This is a genomic window from Parafrankia sp. FMc2 (genome assembly GCF_041008525.1).
In the GTDB taxonomy this organism is placed as follows: Bacteria; Actinomycetota; Actinomycetes; order Frankiales; family Frankiaceae; genus Parafrankia.
In genome coordinates this window covers 1-17,584 of the sequence record NZ_JBFLUG010000142.1, presented here as the reverse complement: position 1 = coordinate 17,584, position 17,584 = coordinate 1, and the positions used below count along the sequence as shown (strand labels likewise).

At 69.3% G+C, this 17,584-nt stretch carries 15 protein-coding genes; 6 read left to right on the top strand and 9 right to left on the bottom strand.

Annotated features, from left to right (window positions below; genetic code table 11):
• On the bottom strand, positions 1-1,129 hold a 1,129-nt coding region (istA, locus tag AB1460_RS30170; protein WP_368965482.1), incomplete at its 3' end, for an IS21 family transposase.
• A 353-nt stretch (positions 1,130-1,482) separates the two neighbouring features.
• On the opposite strand from istA, the gene AB1460_RS30165 reads away from it, so the two are divergent.
• Both AB1460_RS30165 and AB1460_RS30160 read left to right on the top strand, forming a co-directional pair.
• Positions 1,483-2,007 (top strand): hypothetical protein, encoded by a 525-nt coding sequence (locus tag AB1460_RS30165; RefSeq protein WP_368965481.1) that lies wholly within the window; start codon positions 1,483-1,485, stop codon positions 2,005-2,007.
• Positions 2,004-2,558 carry a glycosyltransferase family 2 protein gene (locus AB1460_RS30160; RefSeq protein ID WP_368965480.1) on the top strand — a complete coding sequence of 185 codons (555 nt, stop codon included), beginning with the start codon at positions 2,004-2,006 and terminating at the stop codon, positions 2,556-2,558. The genes AB1460_RS30165 and AB1460_RS30160 overlap by 4 nt, the downstream gene beginning before the upstream one ends.
• A gap of 91 nt (positions 2,559-2,649) precedes the next feature.
• On the opposite strand, the gene AB1460_RS30155 is transcribed toward AB1460_RS30160, so the two are convergent.
• From AB1460_RS30155 to AB1460_RS30145, 3 genes are read right to left on the bottom strand one after another with little or no spacing between them, the layout of a single operon-like run.
• On the bottom strand, positions 2,650-2,868 hold the full coding sequence (locus AB1460_RS30155; RefSeq protein WP_368965479.1) for a hypothetical protein: 219 nt from the start codon (positions 2,866-2,868) through the stop codon (positions 2,650-2,652).
• Between the two features lie 53 nt (positions 2,869-2,921).
• The gene (locus AB1460_RS30150) at positions 2,922-3,251 is read right to left on the bottom strand and encodes a hypothetical protein (protein WP_368965478.1); all 330 of its coding nucleotides are present in this window, start codon (positions 3,249-3,251) and stop codon (positions 2,922-2,924) included.
• A 47-nt stretch (positions 3,252-3,298) separates the two neighbouring features.
• On the bottom strand, positions 3,299-3,604 hold the full coding sequence (locus AB1460_RS30145) for a hypothetical protein (RefSeq protein ID WP_368965477.1): 306 nt from the start codon (positions 3,602-3,604) through the stop codon (positions 3,299-3,301).
• Positions 3,605-3,731: 127 nt separating this feature from the next.
• Here AB1460_RS30145 and AB1460_RS30140 point away from each other — a divergent pair, with 127 nt between their 5' ends.
• The gene (locus tag AB1460_RS30140; protein WP_368965476.1) at positions 3,732-4,031 is read left to right on the top strand and encodes a hypothetical protein; all 300 of its coding nucleotides are present in this window, start codon (positions 3,732-3,734) and stop codon (positions 4,029-4,031) included.
• A gap of 451 nt (positions 4,032-4,482) precedes the next feature.
• Here the strand turns inward: AB1460_RS30140 and AB1460_RS30135 are convergent, their stop codons facing one another.
• The 4 genes from AB1460_RS30135 to AB1460_RS30120 form a co-directional block, all read right to left on the bottom strand.
• Positions 4,483-6,129, bottom strand: a complete 1,647-nt coding sequence (locus AB1460_RS30135; protein WP_368965475.1) for a protein kinase domain-containing protein — start codon at positions 6,127-6,129, stop codon at positions 4,483-4,485.
• 491 nt (positions 6,130-6,620) lie between these two features.
• Positions 6,621-9,611, bottom strand: coding sequence for a DUF499 domain-containing protein (locus AB1460_RS30130; RefSeq protein ID WP_368965474.1), 2,991 nt, complete (start codon positions 9,609-9,611; stop codon positions 6,621-6,623).
• Positions 9,608-12,475, bottom strand: a complete 2,868-nt coding sequence (locus AB1460_RS30125) for a hypothetical protein (protein WP_368965473.1) — start codon at positions 12,473-12,475, stop codon at positions 9,608-9,610. The genes AB1460_RS30130 and AB1460_RS30125 overlap by 4 nt, the downstream gene beginning before the upstream one ends.
• Complete coding sequence (locus AB1460_RS30120) at positions 12,472-15,696, bottom strand: helicase-related protein (protein ID WP_368965472.1); 3,225 nt, start codon at positions 15,694-15,696, stop codon at positions 12,472-12,474. The genes AB1460_RS30125 and AB1460_RS30120 overlap by 4 nt, the downstream gene beginning before the upstream one ends.
• Before the next feature lie 314 nt (positions 15,697-16,010).
• Here AB1460_RS30120 and AB1460_RS30115 point away from each other — a divergent pair, with 314 nt between their 5' ends.
• From AB1460_RS30115 to AB1460_RS30105, 3 genes are all read left to right on the top strand, one after another.
• Positions 16,011-16,139 (top strand): hypothetical protein, encoded by a 129-nt coding sequence (locus AB1460_RS30115; RefSeq protein ID WP_368965471.1) that lies wholly within the window; start codon positions 16,011-16,013, stop codon positions 16,137-16,139.
• 118 nt (positions 16,140-16,257) lie between these two features.
• Positions 16,258-16,647, top strand: a complete 390-nt coding sequence (locus tag AB1460_RS30110; protein ID WP_368965470.1) for a helix-turn-helix transcriptional regulator — start codon at positions 16,258-16,260, stop codon at positions 16,645-16,647.
• 311 nt (positions 16,648-16,958) lie between these two features.
• Positions 16,959-17,144, top strand: a complete 186-nt coding sequence (locus AB1460_RS30105) for an antitoxin VbhA family protein (RefSeq protein ID WP_368965469.1) — start codon at positions 16,959-16,961, stop codon at positions 17,142-17,144.
• 23 nt (positions 17,145-17,167) lie between these two features.
• Here the strand turns inward: AB1460_RS30105 and AB1460_RS30100 are convergent.
• The coding region (locus tag AB1460_RS30100) for a PH domain-containing protein (RefSeq protein ID WP_368965468.1) at positions 17,168-17,584 on the bottom strand (417 nt) is incomplete at its 5' end.

Here is a 17,584-nt window from a genome sequence, read left to right as displayed (position 1 = left end):
GGGGATGACGAGCCACCAGGGTCCGGCCGTCGTAGATCTCCAGCTCGGACGCCGACAGAAGGACCCTCACCTGCCGGCCGATGAGGCGGACCGGCACCGAGTAGCGGTTCATCCGGACCGTCACCAGTGCGTAGCGGTCGACCCGCGGTGTGAACAGCCGCGCCGTCGCGAACTCGTCGTCTGACAGCGGGGCCAGAAGCGGCGCCTCGACGGCGAAGTACTCCCCGACCGTGCGCGCCCGCGCTCCGATCCGCCGGCCGTCGTCCTCGACGTCCCACCCGTCGATCATCGCGTTGAGCTCGTCGAGCGAGTCGACCTCGGGAACCGGGACCATCCGGTTGCGGCGGAATCGGCCGACCTCGCCCTCGACCCCGCCCTTCTCATGCGCGCCGTCGCGGCCGGGAAGGCAGTAGAACGCGTCCAGCCCGTAGTGCGACCGGAACGCAACCCACCGATCCGTCTCGGTTCGGGTCCGCCCGAACGTCACCCGCGCCACCGCCGCCGTCAGGTTGTCATAACGCACTTTGCCCCGCGGAACCCCGCCCAACGTGCGCAGCGCGTGGACATGCCCCTCGAAGAACGCCTCCTGACCGCAGGTCGCGAAAACCCGGTGCACCGCCTTCCCCGAATACGACATCCGGAACACGAACAGGAAACACTTCGTCGACACCCCACGAAGCACGATCCAGACATCGCCGAAATCGACCTCCGCGTCCATCCCGGGAGCGTGGCGCTGCGGGACAAACACTTCCGCAGGCCCCCGTCCCGCCTCGACGCGGACCTCTCTCCGCCGTTTCGCGACGTAGTCACCGACCGTCGAATAGGAGACGCCCTCCATCTCGCACTCCGCGACCAACCGATCGAAGATCCGCCGAATCGTATGCTGCTGCTTCACCGGGGCATCCAGATCCGCCCGCAGGATCTCGTCGATCGTCGCCTTGAACGGATCCAACCGCGAACCCCGAGGCGCCATCTTCTTCCGCGGCGCCGGCCACGCCCCCGACAACGCCTCCCGCACCACCCGCCGATGCACCCCGTACTTGGCCGCCAACGCACGCACCGACAGGCCCTCGACCCGCGAGTCCCGACGGATCGCCGCGAACAACTCGACCTTCGACTTCGGCGCCACCGACCGGCCCTTCTCCACCGCTGTGCACGCCGATCATCCGGCCGTCCCGGACCCGCCGCGCCGAACTCGGCAGGACGGCCCACACCCGGCCTACTGGCCGTCACCCAACGTAATCGCTCCAGGTGGGGCCACAACTCACCAAACCAACCCGACCGACCCGGCCAGTGGGGCCAACTCTCGCCGGTAGGTGGGGCCACTCGAATCTCTCAAAGCCACACTGTGCGGTATCGGGCGCACTACACGCACCGGCTCGCACCGGCTCGCACCGGCCATCCCGCCCTCCCGCTCCACACTCCCGGCCCGTCGTGGTGTGGCGAGAGGGGGCGAGGTGGGGCGGGCGATACGGTCCGGCCATGACGAAGATCTTCGCCGTCGACGCCGAGACCAACGGGCTCTACGGCCCCGTGTGGGCGATCGGGGCCGTCGTCCTCGACCCGGAGACCGGGCTGGTGCAGTCGGTGTTCCGCGGGCAGATCTCGCCCGGCGAGGTCACCGACGACTGGACCCGCAAGCACGTGGCGCCCGTGGTCAACCTGCCCCGCTACCCGGGCCGCGCGGATCTGCTGGAGGCGTTCTGGGGGTTCTGGGAGGGCTACCGGGGCGAGGAGCGGGCCGCTGCCGTCGCGGACGTCGGCGCGCCGGTCGAGGCCGGGCTGTTCCGGGCCTGCGTGGAGCGGCGCCCGGCGGTGCGGTCGGACCGCGGGCCGTACCCGCTGCACGAGCTGGCCAGCGCGCTGTGGATGGCCGGGCTCGACCCGGACATCAACCGGCGGGAGTTCTGCGGGCGGCCCGACCTCACCCCGCACGACCCGGTGGCCGACGCGACCGCGGCGGCACTGTGCTGGGCGCGGCTCGCGCAGCTCCGGGCCGCAGCGTGAGGCCGGGCGTCACCGCGGTCATCCCCTCCATCCCACCGCGGCGGGGCCTGCTGGCCACCCGGGCGCTGCCCTCGGTACTGGCGCAGACCCGGCCGGTGGACGCGATCAGTGTGGTGGTGGACCGCGCCCACGCCGGCGCCACGGCCACCCGCGACGCCGCGCTCGCCGCGGTGGGCACGGAGTGGACCGCGTTCCTGGACGACGATGACGAGTGGCTGCCCGAGCACGTGGAGCTGCTGCTGGGGGCCGCGGGCGGCGTCGGCGCGGACTACGTGTATGCCTGGCCGGAGACCGTGGGCGGGACCAACCCGCATGAGCACTGGTTCGGGGTGCCGTGGGACGACACGCAGCCGCACGACACCACGATCACGGTCCTGGTCCGCACGGAGCTGGCGCAGGCGGTCGGGTTCTCCGGGCCGCACGGGGGCGAGGACCTGCGGTTCGCCCTCGGCTGCCTCGCGGCCGGCGCGCGGATCGTGCACCTGCCGGTGCGGACCTGGCGCTGGCACCACCACCCGCGCAACACCTCCGGCCGTCCGGACCGCTGGTGACGGCGACGACCACGCCCGCGCACTGGTCGGGCGGTAGAACGTGCTCGACCCCCGGGCCGTGGTCGGCACCGGGGGGTCGCGGTGGGGGCAGTCAGAACGGCGGTTCGGTGATCTCCGGCGGCCGGGCGAACTTCACCAGGCACACCAGCGGCTCCGGGTACGGGTCGCAGCTCGGGGTGCCGCCGCAGACGCAGTCCCGGTCGTGGCCGGGGTCCACCGGCCCCGTGGGCCGGCTGTCGGACTCGTAGTCCGCGGCCGGGTGTCCGATCAGGTAGTCGAACAGGAACTCGGCGTTGCTTCGGGTGATCATCGGGTGCTCCTTGGTCGCGTGCGTGGAGGTGGGAAAGACGTGGTGCCGCCCGGTCAGGCGGCGGGCAGGCCGTCCACCAGGGTGTGCCAGGTGGTGGCGAGCGCCTCGTACTGCGCGCCGGTGGCGGCGGTACGGGCGAGGTCGCCGGCGCGCAGGGTGTTGGACATCGGGCCGATCCACTCACCGCGCTCGACCGCCTCGGCGGTGGCCAGGGCCTCGGCGGCGATCCGGCGCAGCTCGCGGGCGTAGTCCGCGGCGGCGGTTGAGAGGTTCATGCCGGTGGCGGTGACCGCCTTCTTCATGGCCTCCGGCGCGCGGTCCCGGTAGCCGGAGACCCAGGCGGCACCTTCGGTGGCGAGCGGGGCGGTGGGGGTGGCGGTCATGACCTTCTCCTCGGTGCGCGTGGGGTGGATGGGCGGACGGGGTGGAGCTACGCCTGCTCGGCCACGTGCTTCGCCATCGCGTTCCACGCCTTGCGGGTCGCCTCGTAGGTGCCGATCTTCTCGGCGGTCCGGGCGAAGTCGCCGGGGGTCACCGCGCCGGTGTCCTTGCCCTCGCGGACCCTCTGAGCGGTCTGGGCCAGGCGGGCGGCCAGGTACTCCAGCTCCTTGACCAGGTCGCGGGCCGCGTCGGTGGCCTCGCCGCCGATGGTGGGGACCAGGTCGCGCATCGCCTCCGGGGCACGGTCCGCGACCGGCTGGACGGTGCGGAGGGTGTTGGTGAAGTCGGCGGTCATCTCGGGCTCCTTCGGTGGTGGTGTCTCCCTGGCAAGGTCCATACTACGTTGCTGTAGTACGGATCGGGGGACGGACCGCCGAACTGGACCATGATTTTTACGCGGTCAGTGTTGTATGGTGGCGGACGTGACCGAGACCAGCGGCTTCGAGGCCGCCTACCTCGCGCTGGCCCCTGACCGGTGGAAGCGCGCACAGGCCGACGCGCTCGCGCTCCTCACCCGCCAGCACTGGCTGGCCGAGAAGGAGGCCGGCACCGCGCAGCCCCAGGTCGTCGTCGCCGAGGCGCGCGGGGTCGCGCAGCAGAACGTCTCCCGCGCGGTCCGGCGCGGTGAACAGGTGCGTGCGGACCCGGTGCGCCTGGCCGACGCGGTCGCGCTCGCCCGCGCCGCCGGGGTCGAGGTGGGATTGCTCTGGGGCGCGCCTTAGCGCGGGAGCAGGCACGCGCGGGTAATCGGGACACAGCAGGACAACACCTGACGGGGCGCAAACGGGCCTAGCGTGGCAGGTGCGCCGGGCCGCCGCGGGGGTACGGCCCGGCGCACATATGCGCAGGGCAGGGCCCGCGCCTACGCCATGACGTCGAACGCCGTGCGATCCCGGTAGACGTATGGCTGATCACCGATGGCGAACGGTACGAGCTGTCCGACGCCTACGTCGACGCCGAGGCCGAGTGGCGGCGGATCGCCCAGGCGGTGTTCCGCTGCGAGGTCGAGCGTGAGGTCCCCCGGGATGCCGTTCCCCGTTCTGGCAGTGCACCGTCAGGCTGCGCCGGCCGTGTTGGCCTGTTGGCTGGGAACGGATTCTGGTGTCGGCCGATGAGTACCGCGGCGAGCTCGATCAGGCCCCTTGAGCGCTGGATGCGCGAGGAGTCAGCCCGTCAGGCAGCGAGAAAATCTCTCGTCACAACCAATATCAGTGTGTCGGTCTCGATGATCCGCGCATCCGCGCGCGGCACCATGCGTTCGACTCCGGGAACAGTCTCGATCATGGTGCGGGCGGCGTCGGCGTCTTCTGGATCGTAGAAGACGGTCGAAACCGGCACGCTGTACAGGGACAGGTAGTTGCCGAGGCGTTCGACCCTGAAGCCGGCCGCCTCCACCCGGTCGGCGGCGTCCTTGGCGAGGCCCAACACCTGGGAGTTGTTCAGCACGACAACGGGGGCGAAGACGCGTGCGGCCGGGGACGAGCTGCTGGGTTGGGGGGACGGAGAGGCGACGGGCGGAGCGGTGGTTGCCTTTGTCTCCGTCGGGATCTGTGGTGATGGGCCCTGCAGGACCGGTCCGCTGGTCTGCGCTGCGGTGCTGGAAGGCGGCGCGCCGTCAACCTGGCCCTGTCTGCCCTGGTGGAACAGATCCCAGCCGACCACCGAAGCGATGACCAGGGCAAAAACAGTCAGAATTGCCAAGGTCGCTGTGCGTCGCGCCTTGTCTTCCCGGGTCCTACGGCTGGCCGCAGCCGGTGAGTCGAAAAGGTCCCGTGGGTCTTCCCGCGCGGAGTTGTGTGAACCTGTCGCCGGGCCGAGTGTGGCAAGTAGATCCGTGTCGACTGTGGACGGCGGACCGGGCGTCCACCCATCAGCTGAGGAAGGCTGTGACGACTCCGTCTGCTCCTCGGCGACAGGGCCGCGGCCAGCGGAACGCCGCGGTGTGGTGGCGGCCTGGCGGACATCATCAGAAAGATGAGCGGGAACGGCCGTAGCCTCCAGCCAGCCCGGACCGAAAACCAGGCTCGCCGCGGCGGCAAGCTCGACGGCGAACTCCCGTGCCGAGGCGTGCCGATCGGTCCGTTCCTTGGCCAACGCACGTAACACCGGCGCGGCGAGAGCGTCAGGCACGCCGTCCAGAAGCGGGGGAGGGATCTCCAGATGATGTCGCATCAGCCCGCCGTGCCCGAGACTCCTCGGGAACGGCGGATGTCCGGTGAGCGCCTCGTACGCCACCACGCCCAGGGAGTACAGGTCGGTTCCTGCGCCCAGGCTGCGCAGGTCGAACTGTTCGGGAGCCATGTACTGGGGAGTACCGATCACCGCGCTCGGTGAGATCGCAGATGTTTCGAGCGCCCGGGCGATACCGAAGTCGGAGACCTTCAACGTTCCGTCCGCAGCGAACAGGATGTTCGCTGGTTTGATGTCCCGGTGCAGGACCCCATTCGTATGGGCGAAGTGCAGCGCCTCGGCGATCGTGACCGCGACCAGGCAGGCCGCCTCCATGGACTCCGCGGGAAGCCGGCCACGGAGGCTGCCACCGGCGAGAAGCTCCATCACGATGCCGGCGAACCCGTCCCCCTCGGCGAAGTCCCGCACCGCGACGACGTGTGGGTGGCGCAGCCGGGTCAGGAACGCGGCTTCGGAGCGAAACCGCGCGGTGTCCTCACCGCCGACAGCTAGAAGGATCTTGACTGCGAGATGTTCGCCCGAGCGGCGGTCGCGGGCAGCCAGCACCACCCCCGCACCGCCACGCCCCAACGTCTCACCGATGGTCAGATGTGGGAGTGCGGCCTGCACCTCACGAAGCTGAAAGATCACCTTTAGGGGGCCGGCTTCGGATTACGCGCACGTCGAGCAAGATCATGGCCAGGCATGCTGTCCCCCTCGGCTACCTTCGCCCCAATCGAAGACTACCGGTAGCGACAATGCCCCACGAGGCAGAGCCGGACCAAGGAAGGAGTGCCTCCGTGGTAGTGGGCTGGATCCATGGTGGCGCGCATGCCTGAAGGGCTACGGCGTCAAAGCGCGTTGGCTGCGTCGAGCCTGAGGTGGGTTTCTGCGGCGGCCGACGAGCACCGCGGCGAGCTCGACCAGGCGGTCGGTGTAGGCGCGGCCGCCGGCTCCCCAGGTCAAGCCTGCGAAGGCGAGCAGCCCGGAGAAGGTCGGTCGCGCGATGGTCCCCGACTGACCGGGGGCGCCTGCGCCGGCTCGCGACCTTCCCGGGCTCCGGCGAGCCGGTGCTGGTCCAGCCGGTCGTGACCGAGTTCCTGGTCGACGCTGCCTTGCTTCTCTCATACGCGGCTGTCGAACTAAAAATCGTCCTCCTCGACGGTGACGGTGACGCCTTGGATCAACTTGGCCTTCGCGTGGAGCTGGGATGCATCACCTATGCGAGCGTTGACTGTAATCTCGATTCCTACCATCTGGACGTCCAGGGCTCCGGCTTTCAGCGGGTCTACCAAAGACGCTAGCTCTCGAATGAGACCCCACACGATCTCCCGTCTGCTGTCGTCGCTCAGCGACGACAGCGGCATGCGAAGCCTAGTTATTTCGTACACCGGCGTCTGCTGGTCGTCTGCCGTGCCACCTTCCTCGTCGACCGGCCCGGGCGGAGTCGCTGTGCTTTTCGTCGACTTCTTCGTCGACTTCTTCGTCGGGTCTCCGGGGGTCAGGGTGGGACGCCTGGTGCCAAGCCGGGTGTCTTGCGTTCCTGCCTCGTCGGGGGGTACAGGCTTCTCTGGTGCGGGTCGTGGCCGGAGCAGCTGCTGGATCGACGCGGGCTGAATCTGCCCAGCGTTGGCGGGGCGGACCTCGTTGCTATCGCTGTCGGTAAGCATCCATGCGGTACCGGTTGCTAGTTCGAAGACGGCTTGGCGCAGGTCGTTGTCGCTGGCGACCAGCGGCCAGCCCGGGTCGCTGTAGGGGAAGGTGAACAGCTCCTTGGGGGTGAGGTGTCGGTCGAAGTGCCCTCCGGTGATGAGCTGGTCGATGTACAGCGGAGAGAGGGAGCCGGCGGCCACGGCACGACCGGCAGTAACGAGTTCGTCCCAGACGTGCTGGCCGGATAGTGAGGTTCTGCCGTCGGGCACCGTCTTGTACTGCACGGCCAGGCCGGCCGGTGTGCGCAGTAGGTAGGCGTAGTGCTGGTAGGCCCGCTTGATTTCCGTGTCCAGCGCCGCCCGATCCTTGTCTCGGCGGTCGCAGGCCTCGGCGTACTCGTCGTTGGTCTCGTCTAGCTGGGCGACGACCCGCTCCCAGGCGAGCAGCTCCCGGGCGCGTTCACGGGGGCGGGCACGTCGCTGGGTGTTGACCATCGCGACAACTAGGGAGGCGGCATGGTCGGTGTTAAGGCCAGGGCTGATCCCGAACACCACGTCGAGGTCGGCACGGGTGGCCGCGTCCCTGCCGTTCAGCAGTGTCCAGCGGCGCGGGTCCAAGATGACCAGGCGGTTGCGCTGTCCGTCGACATCGGCGAAGCAGAGGTCCACCGCTGCTGCGTCGCCGACGTTCTGCTCGACGGGCAGCGGCGCGCCGAAGGGGCCTTTCTCCGCTCGCTGGGCGAGCTGAAGAGCCCGTGCCCAGACACGCGCGAGCGCGTCGTCATGACTGATCATCGTCATGGCGTTGGCGTGGAACATGGTGAGTGTCTGCTTGATCGACAGGTAGAACCGTTCGGCGTCCTTGCCGCCGGCGGGTTTCGACCGCTCCAGTGCGCCGAGGCCGCCCTGCAGTGGCCCGGCGACGAGGGCGTTGAAGACCTCCTCGGCGCCGGAGTAGGGTACGCCGGGCCCGGCGAGCGCCGCGATCAGCTCGGCTTTCGTGGCGCCGCGCGCGGCCCAGGCGCGCGGGACGAGGCTGTAGGCGAAGCATGCGGTCGCCATTCGCTGGGCCGGGGTCGGCTGACCGGCCGAGACACCGCTTGCGGCTAGCGTCGCATCCAGCGCGAAGGCGGTTCCGGCGCCTCCGCCGGAGCGGACGATGTCGGTGCTGGCGACGGCTCGGTAGCCCTGGATTGCCCGGTCGTTGCCCGCCAGAACGCCGGAGGAAAGTACGGAGTCAAGGGCGTCAGTGCGTAGCGGGATGTCGCCCGGGCCGATCAGGTCGGGTGCGTATTCACCGGCTTCGTGCTGGCTCACCCAATGCAACACTGTCCGCGCGAAGATCGAGACGGTGGAGCGGACGCGCTGGAAGGCCTGGACCTTGGACCATTCCTTGGAGACCAGTTCGAACAGGTCCGGGTGGAACGGGTAGGTGTCGACGATGCGGTCGGCGAGCTGGTCGAGCCCGCGGCCGGCACCTAACCGGCGGTACACCTGGCTGGCCCAGATGTCGCCGGCGGCGGTGACGTATACGCGGGCGACCGCGCGGGCCGGGTTGTCCACGTCAGCCCGGGTGAACAGGCGGCGGCGGATGATCTGGGCGAAGTCCGCCGGTTCGGTGACGGTGACAGTCTCGCCGTTGCGCTGGAGCCGGGCAGTCAGATAGTCGCGCAGGTCCGCGGCGGCGGGGTGGTAGCCCTTCTCGTCCTCGTCACTGCGGATCATCACGACGATCAATGCGACGTGGGGCTGGTCCCCGACGGCCTCGGTGAGGGCGTTGAGGAACGCCTGCTCTCCGGGAAGGCTCCCGATGGCGGTCTTGTCAGAGAGGGCCATCGCGTAGTCCATGAGCTCGTCGACGACGACGAGCACCGGACGGGCGACCTCGGCGAAGGCGGCCTGCAGCGTGGCCTTGTTCGCGCCGAGGGCGACGTAGTACTGCCAGCGGCCGACCCGGTCGGGGTGGCCGTCGAACAACCCCCACAGCAGCCGTCCAAACAGGTCAGTAGCCGGGCCGAACCGCGGGTCAGTCTTGCCGGGCGACACAGAGTCGCCGATCAGCAGGACCGGGACAACCGTGCTCAGGTCCAGGGTGTGCCCGCCTGCGGTGGCCTCCGCGGCGACCGCCCGGCCGAGCTCGGAGGAAAGGAAGACACCAGGATTGGAGATCATGTGCCAGATGCCGACGAGGGCATGGCTCTTCCCGCCGCCCATGCCCTGATCGAGGTGAAAGCACGCCGTGGTGTCCAGGCCAGTGACACCGAGTCGCCGTGCCACACGGCTGAGGAAGCCGACCAGCAGCGGGGTGGGTTGGGTGATGTCGGTGTAGTAGGCGCTGCTGGCGTAGGGCACGAGCGCGGTCTGGTAAGCAGTCTTGGCCAGGCTCATCTGCAGGTCGCCGACGGAGCCGTCGGTGAGGCGGACCTCCTCGCGCAGTGTCAGGACGTCGGCCCAGTGCGGGGCGCGGGCGGGGCCGGTCACGGGGTCTCCTCGAACAGCGCGGACTGGAGGGTCGATAGGGTGCTCGTGCGTGTGGCGGCCTGGATGGAGCCGTGGTTGCGCTTGACCGCGGCGAGCGCGACGGCCACCGGGTCGGACGCGGGCAGTTTCGTGGTGAGCCAGTCGACAAGCGCCCACACCTGCGCATCGGTGGGGCTCCGCTCGGCCGCGGACAGGCAGGCCGCGACGCTGTCAGTACCTGCAGACCAAACCGCGGCCATCGCTCGGACGATCTCGTAGGTGCTCGAAGCCGGGCTTAGTGGGCCGGGCGCGTCATGGCGAAGCCGGTAGCCGGCCCTGGTCTCGGTGAGAATGGGCCCGCGCAGGTCCTCCAGGCGCAGGCCGTCGGACTGGGCGAAGAACCGGGCCTCGCCCTTGGGAACGTCGACCCGGCCGTGGACCACATGCCAGAAGACCGCCAGGCGGGTGTGCGGGTCGAAGGTCTCCAAGGGCTGCTCGTCCAGCCGCAGCGCGACGGCGTCCCGGACCGCTCGCCGTGCGAGGGCCATGTAGTGCTCAAGGGACATGGCGCTGCCGTCTGGGGCGATCACCCTGTCGTAGCGGCCGACAATCTGCAACGCGGCCCCGTAGGAGGCCATGAGCTGGTCGTCGAGGGCGAGCCCATCGGTGTCCCATCCGCGGCACAGATGCTTGACCTGGGTGACAACCTCGGCGTCGACCAACGCCGCGATCCCGACTGGCCTGTTCGGCGGTGCGACCCGGGCGCCGATGGACACGGTCACGGTGATTGTCGCCACGCCGGTGACGGCCGTCTCGGTGCGCGAGGGCCATGACGAGGTGACGATGAAACCCGTGTCGACGAGCGCCGAGAGTAGGCGCTTCCACGCCTCGGGGTCGGCATGGCCGAAAATGACAGTCAAATGGCCGTCATCCTTGAGAACGCGACGCGCCTCACCGAAGGCTTGGGCAAGCAAGCGTCGGTAGCGGGCGTCGTCACTGCGGGGGTCACCGGCACCTTTGGCCCCCCGACCCTTAATGATAATCTCGTCGGCCTTCTCCTGGAGTCCATCCGGGCCGCCCTCGAAAAGGCCAGGCATCGCGCTCGCGAGGGCTCGCTTGAACCAGACGTGGAAGATGTCTGACGAGTCGCTATAGACAATCATGCCGTCGTAGGGCGGATCCGTGACGATCACGTCCACGGTGCCGTCGCGGAATGGTAGTGCGGTTGCCGACTGGCGGCGGAAGCGGGCGGGCCGGCCGGTGGCCTGATTCTCTTCCAGTACCTTGGCCAAGGCGTTGACCAGGCTGGTGGATACGGAAGCCCACGTTCCAGGACCCGTGCCCGAGCCAGCTTCGAGGTAGTCGAACTGATGTTTGACAACGGACTGTGACGAGAAGACATGGTCAACCTGCACGCGGTTCTGCTCCGTGCCGTCTTCCTGCCCGTGGGAACGGCTACCGGAACCACGCGTGCTGTACTTGATCTGCCGCATCACGTTGCTGGCAGCGAAACCAGCAAGCGCGCGGGCATAATCCTGGCTGACGATGCCGGCCAGCTCGTCGTACAGGTCGTTGATGACCCTAGTAGTCGTGGCGAAGAGCACTGCCTGCCGCGGATTGAACAGGGATCCGTATGTCCGGTACCCGTAGCCACTTCCCCGCACGTTGTCCTTATTGCCGGCCGGGATCCGTTCGTCCGGAACGGCGCTCATGCCCCCGATGGGAGGCAGGGAGTCCGTGTCGGCGCTGTAGGCGACGGTGGTCTCGTCCTCGCGTGGAGAACGGAAGACCTTCCGGTTGGTCTCGCGGTCGATCTCGGCCACCGCGAGCAGCGTGTCCCCGTATTGGTTGGCGAACCCCTTGGCCTTCACGACGTCGAGGTTGTGGACGCGTCCGCAGCCGGGAAAGGGGCAGCGGGCCGACTTGCCGCGCCGGCCGGCAAGCACAGCGAAGACCGGTTCCTGCTGTGGGAGGCCGTCGTGCACCTCGGTTCGGAACTCGTCGCCGTCGAACAGGAGCCGAAGAGACTGCCCGACATCGCCGGTCCGCGTATAGGGGTACCGGAGCACCATAGAACCGGTCAGCGGGAACCGCCGGCCGCAGCCATCACATGGCAGGGTGACCGCCCACAGATACGCCCAGGGGGTTTCCCCCTTTCGATCAGGGCTGCCCGGGTAGAGATGGCCGACTTCCGCCGCAACGCGTCTGCCTACCTCGCCGAGGACCTTACGGACGTCAAGGAGAAGCCGGGGCTCCTCTACCCCAAGGCTTTCCATTTCCTCGAAGGCGCGTACGCCCGCCGTGGTTCGGCGACGGCGTCGGCGGGTTGCGGGCGGAGGGTCCTCGTCGGCGTCATCGGCATAGTCCGGTACCTCATAGGACAGCGTGGGCTGAGCCGACCAGTCCCGCATCGGGAAGTCCGCGAGTAGCTGGCCGCCGAGTGTCGCGACCGGAGACAGGTCTGTCCCAACCGCGGAGGCGCCGGCGCGGGCGGCCTCCAGCGGGAGAATCCCCCGGCCGGAGAACATGTCCAGCAGTACGGGGGGTTTCGGCCCGTACTGGTCGGCGATGCGGGCGCGCAGACGGGCCCAGACCGCCGGATCGTTTTTCTTGACCACAGCCTTGATGTCCGCGCGGTTGTCGGGTGTGTCGGGTAGCAGCGAGCACAGAACGGCGGCGCGTGCCTGCGCGATCGGTCGGGACGCGAACCAGGTAAAGAGGGCCTTCTCACTGCGGCCGGACCCCTCGGGAGTACCCACCGCCTTGTCGACCTCGGGGCAGGGGAACCAGGTGTCGATCAGACGTGCGGCCGGGTCCGTGGCCGTGCTCGTTGTGATGGTGTCCGCAGCCGGCGCCGGGGCGGGGGCGTCGAGCGGAACAGTCATGGTTGGGCTCCGATCAGGCGTTTCAGTTCGGACAGGGGAATCCGGACGCGTTCGATACGTCGCGAGCTGGTCAGCGCGGCGGCGGGGTTGGGCTGGCGTAGCCGGACGATCGGAGTCGTCGCGCACGAGTCGACGACGTACAGCCAGTACTCGGAACCGCGTTGCTGGGCTTGGGCCCATTCGTGCTCTTCGAGCCAGAGTGCGCGCAGCCCTCCTTGCAGGCCTTTGACCTCGACGAGGCGCTGCTCGCGGCTGGCCCGGTGCCGGGCGTACAGGTCGTAACCGACCCCCGCGGTCTGCCGGTCGTCGACGGCGTAGCCGAGCCTCTCCAGCTCGGCGACGACGGTCGCGATCGCGACCTTCTCGGCATCGGGGTCGTAGCCGAGCTGGTCCACTCGCGCGCCTCCGGTGACAGCAACCCAGCCGACGAGGCGCACGGCGCTGGCTGCCACCTGCGCGATGTCGTCGAGAATGGCGAGCCGCTGCTTCTTGACCACGTCGAACTCGGCGAGAAGCCGGCGCCGGTCGGCAAGGGGGCGGTCGGCGATGGACTCCTCGAACCGGTACTGGGTGGCATCCAGCTGTGTCTTGGCGGTCCTGATCCAGGCATGCCGTTCGGCGGTCAGTGCGGCGACCTGGCCACGCAGCTCCGTCTGGGCCGCGACGGTCGCGTCATGCCTGGTCGCCGGCGGCAGCGAGGTCGGTCCGGTCGCACTGGGATCTCCCGGCGCGGGGGCGCGCAGGGTCATCAGCGACTCCCAGGCCACGGGCAGCGCCTGCCCGGCGGAGCAGCGGATGAGCAGGGGGGCCTTGCGAGTCGCGCGGGTAGCGCCGTCATGCAGCTGGATGTCGGCGTCGAACAGAGCCAGGACATACGAGGTCAGCGAAGCGCCATCCACGAGCGCCGCACCGCGGACGAGATCCTCCTCGCCGGCCGTGAGCGCGTGGGCGACGAGTGCCTGGAACGGCTCCTCGGTCGGACCAAGCACGACAACATCGTCGAGACCGGTCGCGCCGTCGTTGATCGCCTGACGGACCGAGGCGCCGTCCGCGGCGACATACCCCTGGGGCTCACTGCCGAGTGCGGCCGGGAGGGTCCGTCCGCCGGCGGCGGTGAGCCGGCGGATACCTTTCGCCGGGCCGGGGTCGACGGCCCAGCCGTCGCTGCGGGCGAGCTGGTCCACCATCGCGTCGACGATGACGGGGTTGATCGCCTCAAGCCGGTCCGCGGCGAACCGCTCCAATGCCTCCCCGACATTCGCTGGCGTGCTCAGCGTGCGCTCGTCGGCGATGAGCGCACGCGCGGTCTCAACGAGGGCCGCGGCTTCGGGGATCGGGACCTCGCGGCAGGCCTGAGCGTCGACCATCGCCTTGCCCCAGTCGAAGCCAGCCCGAGCGGCAGTTGCGTCGAGCAGGTCGTACACCTTGCCGTCCAGCGCCGTCGCGGCGCTCGCGATGTTGTTGAGCATGACCTGCTGAACGCGGCCCTCCCGCGTGTGCGGGGCGACCAGGTGGTAGACGAACACACGATGACTCTGGCCGACCCGGTGTAGGCGGCCCATACGCTGTTCGAGGCGCACCATCGACCAGGGAAGATCCCAGTTGGCCATGACGTGCGCGGACTGCAGGTCGATGCCTTCCCCGCCCGCGTCGGTCGACACCAGGACCTGGAACGCGCCGGCCAGGAACCGTTCCTGCAGCGAGTCACGCATCCGGTAGTCGGCCGAGCCGCTGAGGACATCCGTGCTGAACCCGGCGTGCTCGAACCGGTTCCGCAGCCAGTGGGCAGTGTCGGTGAACTCGGTGAACACCAGGAGCTGGCCGTGGCCGGGGCGGATTCCATGCCGGTCGAGGCATTCCAGGAGCGCCGTCCACTTCGCCGGAACTGCGGCCTGCTCCGCGGCGCGCAGCGTGTCCAGGACCGACGCCACGCGGGCCAACTCCGCCTGCCTGTCCCGAGTCCGGGCGGACACGAGCGCGTCCTCTGCCCGCGCCCAGGCGTCGTCATCATCGGCCGCCCCGCCCAGACCGCCAGCGGTCAGCAGGTCGTCAGGGAGCGCCGGGGTGCTACGTGTGCTCGCCGCCGCTTTCAGCGCGTTCTCACGGCGGCAGATCGTTGCCGCCGCAGCGTGCAGGCTGGACGCGGCGCGTTTGCCGTAGATGGACCGGGCGAGGACGGCGCTGTCGGCGTAGAAGGCGTCCACGTAGTCCATGACCGCGTCGTAGCCGGCTGCCTCGTAGGAGTTGAGCCGGACGGCGACGGTCTCGGAGAACCGCGGCGGGAAGAGATCGTTGCCGCCGTGGTCGACGAGTTCTTCCTTCATCCGTCGCAGGAACGACAGCCTGCTGGGGACGAGCGCGGTCTCGTAGCCGGTCTGGCGGGGATCCCACGGGTACAGCGTCGGGTCCAGCAGGTTCATCAGCCCGCGGAAGTAGTGCTCCTTGCCGCGATGCGGGGTGGCGGTCAGCAGCAGTAGATGATGGGCACGGCTGGCCGCCGCGCGGGCCGCGGCGAGGTACTGGCTGGTGGGGGTCAGCCGATGTGCCTCGTCGAAGATCGCCAGCGACCAGGAAGCCCGGTCTCCGGCGACCTTCCGCCGCACGTCGAGATTGTGGGTGAACAGGTCGAGCGAGACGAGCCACACGTCGTAGCGCGGGTCGAGGTCGGCGGGATCGGCGGCGAGCTCATGGGTGATACGCCGCGTCTCCACGCCGAACAGGCGGCGTAAGTCCCGTTCCCACTTCGTGACCAGATGCGCCGGAACGATGATCACGGAGCGGCCCTGGACCAGGCCTTGTCGGCGGCCCTCGGTCAGGTACATCCCCGCCATGATCGTTTTTCCGGTTCCGGGTTCGTCTCCCAGAAGGAACCGCAGCCGTGGCTGGCTGAGCATGTGCCCGTGGACGGCGTCGTCCTGATGGGCGTACGGGCGCAGAGGGCGCGTGGCCAGCACCGCGGAGCGGATGCGGGGCACAGCGTGCTGCATCCAACGCCCCCACAGCCCCGTCAGCGCCCGCTCGGGGTCGCCGCCGCGGTCATTAATCGGGACCACCCCGGCGGCCAGCTGCTGCTCGGACAGCAGGATCCGGCGCGGCTCGCCGCCAGCATCCAGGACGAAGAGCTCGATCGCTCCGTCGTCTGCCCAGTCGGCATCCCGGACCGTCATCAGGGTGCCGTCGACACGTACCTGCCGCCCCTTTGCCGGCAACTCGATCGCCATGGGCCCCCGGTCCGCTTGGTCATGGCGCACCCGCGGCTCCAGTACGAAGCCATTCGGTGCCATCATGTTGCAATTTATGCGCACCGCATACTTTCAGCCACGATGAGCCGACCTGTACCCCGGCCTCTCGCGAACCCAGGGCGGTTCACATGGAGGACGGCAACCCCAGCCCGTGTCCGCGAGGCCGCCGACGCGGGAGACCAGGATCCCTGGGCAAGGCGGAACTCACGGCGAGGGCCTCAAGATGGCCTGGGATCCCCGGGCAAGCGAGGCAGGACGGGGCGTGGTCGCCCGCGCTTCGGCTCCAGCCGAGCATGAAGGGAACTCATCGACTCCGGTGCCGTCATGGCGTCGCCCTCGACGCCGCCTGCAGGTTCGCCGACGGCACGATGGGGGCCGCGATCATCCTCGGCCCGGTCGTCGCGGAGGCGGCCGACGCGTGACCGGTACCCACCGGCCGGGACGAGGCCGCCACGCTGGGGATCCCGAGAGACCGGCCTGCGGCCGCCCGGGTGCCATCGAAAACCCTCCACACATCGTCGTAAAGGAACGTGCCTGCTCATGGCAGCTCCGGAGCTCGAGACCGCCCGGGACCTGGCAGCCCGCGTCGGCCGATCGATCCGCACGACGCGCACCTGGACGCTGCGCGACGACTTCCCCACAGCCGCGCAGACGGGCCCGCGGGGCGTCCTGCTGTACCGCCGCGCCGATGTTGACGCCTGGCTCGCCGAGCATCCGCGGCTGGCTGGCCCACCGCCGGTGAGCGTCGACGGTGACGACGACGAGTGGGTGACGCTGAACGCGTTCGCCGAGCGGATCGGGAAGGCGTCCGGGACCGTGTACCAGTACTCTGGCCGGCCGCCGGCGGTTGAGAACCGGTATCGACTGGGCGACCTGCGGGCATGGTGGGCGTCCCGGCCGGGGCAGGGGACGCGCACCGACAAGGCGTGAGGGGCCACCGGGTGGCCATCGAGCTCATGAAGACCGATGCCACGACCATTGTGGCGAACCCTGCCCGCGCAGGAAGCCCGCCGCAGAACATCCCTACAGGGTGTGACAACCGACTTCCCGAGACCGCGCTGCGGCGATCGCTGAGACCCGCCGCCAACCGTCCGCTGCTGCTGGTGCGGAAGGTACTGACCGACGAGCACCGCAAGGTCTACGGGGGTGGGGCCGGAGTGCCGGCAGGGCATGTAACCGGACGGGCTGGCCCGGATGATCGAACTAGTCGCCGCCGCTCATGGCGAGGCAGCACGGCTGTGATGGACGCCGAGGTAGAGCAGATCGTCCAGGAGGCGATCAGCTCCGCCCGCCTCTCGGGCCACGACTTCTCACCGCAGGCGGTGGCCCGGATCCGCCGGGTCGCGTCCCGTGAGATGACACCGGAGGAGGCGATCGCCGAAGCGGTCGCCTCCTGCCTCCACAGACAGCGCGAAAACGTCGCGTAGGGGCTGCTGGGCGGGCCCCCGGCCTACCAGGCTCGTGGTGGCTGCCGGGCCTGCGCTGACAGCTGGTTCAGCATGTCCCGGACCCTCGCAGGATCAGACACGGACTGGAGGATCACCGTCTCCTGTCCCCACCCGCGGCGAACATGGACGATGACGTCGCCGACGCTACGGGCCCGCTGGACGAGGGTTTGACGGATGTCGATGTCGAACAGCCGGCCGAGTTCGTACTGTTCGGTTTTGGTGGTGGTGATGCCCTCTGTGACGTACAAGCGGATGTTGGTGAGCCGGTAGCGGCCCGCGGCCCGTCCGCCGGATGCCACGCCTGCAAGGGTTTGGCTGGTGGTCTCCCACAGGTTTTGTTCGCCGTGTGGGCCGGGGCCGGTGTGTGCTGGATTGTTGATACTTTTTATTCTTGCTGGTGTGTGAGTTGGAGTAATTTT